The organism is Novipirellula sp. (assembly GCF_041583735.1).
In the GTDB taxonomy this organism is placed as follows: Bacteria; Planctomycetota; Planctomycetia; order Pirellulales; family Pirellulaceae; genus Novipirellula.
In genome coordinates, this window is record NZ_JBFHFD010000653.1 from 1 (window position 1) to 4863 (window position 4863).

At 54.9% G+C, this 4863-nt stretch carries 4 protein-coding genes; 3 read left to right on the top strand and 1 reads right to left on the bottom strand.

From position 1 onward, the window contains the following. On the top strand, window positions 1–1726 hold a 1726-nt coding region (locus ABX962_RS30265), incomplete at its 5' end, for a hypothetical protein (protein ID WP_372725138.1). A gap of 334 nt (window positions 1727–2060) precedes the next feature. On the opposite strand, the gene ABX962_RS30270 is transcribed toward ABX962_RS30265, so the two are convergent. Next, the gene (locus tag ABX962_RS30270) at window positions 2061–2585 is read right to left on the bottom strand and encodes a tRNA (cytidine(34)-2'-O)-methyltransferase (RefSeq protein ID WP_339936407.1); all 525 of its coding nucleotides are present in this window, start codon (window positions 2583–2585) and stop codon (window positions 2061–2063) included. Here ABX962_RS30270 and ABX962_RS30275 point away from each other — a divergent pair. Next, window positions 2584–3354 (top strand): hypothetical protein, encoded by a 771-nt coding sequence (locus tag ABX962_RS30275; protein WP_372725140.1) that lies wholly within the window; start codon window positions 2584–2586, stop codon window positions 3352–3354. The two genes, ABX962_RS30270 and ABX962_RS30275, sit on opposite strands and share 2 nt — an antisense overlap. After that, entirely contained in the window at window positions 3332–4816 is a 1485-nt protein-coding gene (locus tag ABX962_RS30280; RefSeq protein ID WP_372725142.1) for an HD domain-containing protein, read from the top strand. The genes ABX962_RS30275 and ABX962_RS30280 overlap by 23 nt, the downstream gene beginning before the upstream one ends. Window positions 4817–4863: the final 47 nt, after the last annotated feature.

Consider the following 4863-nt stretch of genomic DNA (forward strand, 5'->3'; position numbering starts at 1 on the left):
CAACAAAGGCTATCCCGCCGACGCGGTCGATCACATGAAAGAGGCAGCGAACTCGCTTGTCGACTTGAAGGTGCTCGATATCCAATCGGAAAACCCCGAGGATCACGAGGGGCTTGGTGTTGCCGAGCCGAAACTCGAAGAACTCAAGCGTGGTGATGAAGGTGTCGGCCGCTTAGTGACGCTGAAGGATGAGTCGCAAAAAACGTTGGCTGCGTTGATCATTGGCGACAAACTGAAAGACGATCCTGAGAAAGTTTACGTCCGCAAACCGGGCCAAGATCCGGTTTATGTCGTCAAGCTTGATGACACGCCGCTGACGACTCGGTTTCAAGATTGGATCGAAGAAGACCTGCTGAAGCTAAGCAGCATCGATATCGATACGATGGAAATCAAGGACTATAGCGCCAGTCTTGGGGCCAACGGAATTTCATTGCAGCGGAACTATGTCGCCAGCGTCGCAATGGACGGTTCACAGTGGAAACTTGATAAACTGATGAAGTACCCCGAGAACAATCCACTCGGCGAACCGACTCCGGTTGCAGTCAAGCCCGGCGAAACGCTTAATGCGACCAAGTTAAACGAGATGAAGAACGCTTTGGACGATCTGAAGATCGTGGATGTCGTTCGCAAACCGGCAGGCATCAGCGAAAACCTTCGCGCCGACAAAGATCTTGTCTCGGACCAAGAAGCTCTCGAATCGCTTGCTCGCCGTGGGTTCTATCCGCTGCAAACCTCCGATGGAGGCGAATACGAAATGATTTCGGCGAATGGTGAATTGACCGTTTCGCTGAAAAATGGCGTTCAATACCTGCTTCGCTTTGGCAACGTTTCTGGATTGACCGACGAAGCGGACCAGGAAGCCAAAGAGGGCGAGGAAGCGACCAGCGGCGGAGTGAATCGCTATTTGTTGGTTACCACGCAAGTGGACGAATCGAAATTTCCTGCACCGCAATTGCGAGAGATCCCACAAAACCTTGATGATTTGAGGAAGTTGTTGGGAGAAACCGAACCGAAGGCGGAACCAGCAAAGGCGGACGAGGAAGCTGAGAAACCAGCGGCGGAACAAGAGGACGCATCCGAAGCCGAGATGAAAGAGGACGAGGCAACGGAAGAATCAGAAGCTGCCGAGGAATCGAAGCCTGCTGAAGAAATGAAGGCAGAGAAAGCGAAATCCGACGACGCGAAGGCGGAAGAGCCCAAGGAAGTCGAAGAGGTCGAGGCGGAATCAAACGAAACGCCTGCGGAATCGGGCGAGAGTGAACTCGAGGGCTCGGGCGAAGCCAGCGGTCAAGGCGAAGCTCAAGAGGAAGTCGCGGACGATGCCGAGGCCGACGATGAGTCGGAAGCCGAGCCCGCAGTCGCAGAGAAGAAAGATGCTGAGAAGAAGGATGCTGACGAGGAAAAGGCTGCGGATTCCGAACAGCTAAGCGAAGAAGAGATGCTTGAGCGATTGGCGTCGGAACAGGAAAAGATCACGAAAGCCAATCAACGGATGCTGGACGAGCGAAAAGACAAGCTCGAGGTGGCCCGTCGAGCGGTTCGAGATTTGAATGCTCGTTTTGCCGATTGGTACTACGTGATTCCTGAAGAAACCTATCGCAAACTTCGTCTCAGCCGCGAAGAGTTGTTCCAAAGCGGTCAGTCGGAAGCTCCGAATCCCGCAGCCGGATTCCCTGGCGGACCCGGTGCAATGCCTCAGTTCAACTTCGGACCTCCCGGACAATAATTTCCGCAAGCTCACTGCAAACAATGCGTTCCCAGGACGATGTTCTTGGGAACGTTTTTTTATCAGCCGTGACGCGCACCACTGTGATCCATTTAGAGCCCGGAAATTCGGCGTCGGCGTTTCGTGACGACGTTCGCTAGAGCGTGGACGAGTGCGGATCGTTGCTGCCCATATGCGAATCACCACCTTCTGGGGAAGGTCGCTACAGGAAGATGATTTACAGCGTTGCATGACGCGCAAGGCACCGGCGGCCGTGCGGACCGTGTTACTCGCTGCATCCGGGCGGCTGGCGCAATTCGACGTTAGATGTCATCGGTCTGGCGGTTTCGGCGACTTACTCGCCGAGGCTTCGCACTTGGCGTTGGTGTTCGTACAACACGATACCGGCGGTGGTGGCAAGATTTAAACTTCGTACTTTGCCAGTGGTGGGGATTCGCAGCGCGTTCGGTGCGTCACGATCGAGGATCGATTCAGGCAACCCCGACGACTCGCTGCCGAACACGAACACGTCGTCTTTCTGAAAATTGGCGTCCCAGATCGTCTTGGTGGCGAACCGCGAAAAATAGAAAAATCGGCGGGGCGAAAGTTTTTCGGTTAGGGCGTCCCAATTGACCACTTCTTCGATCATCAGGTGCTTCCAGTAATCCAAACCGGCCCGGCGGACGTGCTTTTCGTCCAATTGGAACCCGGCGGGGTGCACGATCCACAACTTGGCTCCCACCGCGACGCAGGTCCGGCCAATGTTCCCGGTATTCCCCGGAATCTCAGGCTGGTAGAGTACCACATGTGCCGACGGTAAAGTCGCTATACTGTCGCCTTTCCCATGACACGGCTCCTGCTTCTCTTGATTCTGTTTCATGCCGATCCAAGTAACCTGTCCAAATTGTTTTAAGCGATTCCAAGTCAGCGATAAGTTCGCCGGCAAAAAGGGACCCTGTCCCGGTTGCAAGAGTACCATAGCGGTCCCGGACAAGTCCGAGGAAGTGGTGATTCATGCGCCCGATGACGGTGCGCCGAAAGATCGCAAGGGCGTCAGCGTCCTGAAGCCGATCAAACGCACCGAAACGGACGTCACCCGCAAGGGCTTGGCCATCACGATCTCGGCGGTGGTCGGTGCTTTGGCAATCGCGATCGGGCTTCGCTTGTTCAGCAGCGAAAATGGACCCCCGCTGATTGCCCAAATCATCGGTTTAATCGTGATTGCCCCGCCGCTGGTTCGCTGGGGGTACTCGTTTGTCTACGATCAAGAACTCGAACCCTATACGGGAATCGAGTTGCGAAATCGAGTGTTGATCTGTTCGGCACTCTATGCCTCGCTTTGGATCATCTACGCGTTTGTCCCCACCTACGTGTTCGATCTCGAAAAGGCGTCGGAGATGAATTACATGACGTTCGGGATCATTCTGTGCGTGATGTTGGGGGTGGGGACGTTCATTGCCATGAACACGTTCGAAGTCGAAATGGTGGGAGGGCTGACTCATGCCGGACTGTATCTGTTGTCGGCGATATTGTTGGCCTTGATTGCCGGAGTCACGTTGGCAGGAGTAGAGAATCAGGAAGACGCGAGGCTCCGCGAGGCCGGATTGGCAGTGCAAATGACCGTCAATGATGCACGCCATGATTCCTGAAGTCGCGCAGCTCAACCAAGCCTCGTCGCTGGTTCGCATTCCACCGGCCGAAGGGGTACCGATCTCGCCCCGCGTAAGACGCATTATTGATTCGCCACCGATGCGTCGCTTGGCTTCGATCAGCCAACTAGGGATGGTGGCGTTGGTTTACCCCGGTGCAACCCACTCTCGATTTGAACATTCGTTAGGCGTTTATCTGAATTCGCTGCGGTTGCTGGCGAGATTCACCGGCGATGCTTCGCTGAACCCGCCGCTCGATGCACGTTCGGCCGATGCGTTTGTCTTGGCGGCGCTCTTGCACGACGTCGGGCACTGGCCGTTTTGTCATCCGATCGAAGATATGAAGTTAGCTGGATTCCGCGAACACGAATCACGTGTGTCCGAGTGGATCCAGCAATCCGAGCTTCGTCAATGCATCCAGCAGGATTGGTCGTGCGAGATCCAAGATGTTGTCGATCTGTTGGAACCGGCAAAGAAATCGGCGGAATCGCCTACGAGTCATATTCCGCTCGATTTTCTTCGCAGTTGTCTCAGCGGTCCGATCGATATCGACAAACTTGACTATTTGCAACGCGACAGCCTGCATTCAGGGGTCCCGTATGGTCGCAATTTTGATGTTGGGCGTCTGATCGAATCGATGTGTGTTCATCCGACCAAAGGTATTTTGGCAATCGGCGAAAAAGGGCGGACGGCGGCCGAGATGATGGTGTTCGCCCGCTATGTGATGTTTAGCGAAGTCTATTGGCATCACACCGTTCGCGCGGCAACCGCGATGCTGCAGCGCGCCGTGTTCTTAATGAAGGACAACATCGAACTTGAATCCACCTTCAAGTTGAACGATGCCCAGTGGATCGCTCGGCTTGTTGAGACCAGCAACAGTATTCGTGACGCATCGCTTGGGAACACACATCAACTCGTCGACGGTTTGTTTGGCGCTCAACGTCGGCTTTACAAACGAGTCGCTGAGTTTAGCGCGATCGATGCCGTTGAAGGGCAGCCTGTCGAAGTGCATCGCCAAATCGCCCGACGTCCGTATTGGTGGTTGGTTGCTGCGAGTGAGAAACTGGCCGCCCGTGTGTCATCGGTGAGCGGTGAACAGGTCGTTGCCGAAGACATTCTGATTGATGCGCCGCCGGTTAAGCTTGAGGTTGACATCAATGTCGACGTGATCCTGCGTGATGGCAGCTTTGATCGTGCCGCAAGTGACGTGGATGTCAGCGGCGGCGCGGATAGCCCAGACAAAGTCACCCACAGCCGGCTGCCAATCGGTGTCACGCTGGCGAACGTTTCCCCAGTCGCTCGCGCGCTAGCGCGTCAACAATTCGACGATCAAGTCAAACGGGTTCGCGTGTTTGTCAATCCTGAAAAACGCGACCTAATGACACACGCTGTTCGCGCCCATGGCGATTGGTCTACCCTTTTGATCGACGTGGTCCAAAGTGTCGACAACGAGATCGTTTAACTCTAGGAATGTCATGAACAAGCCTGCCTCTCTCTCTGCTCATGCCC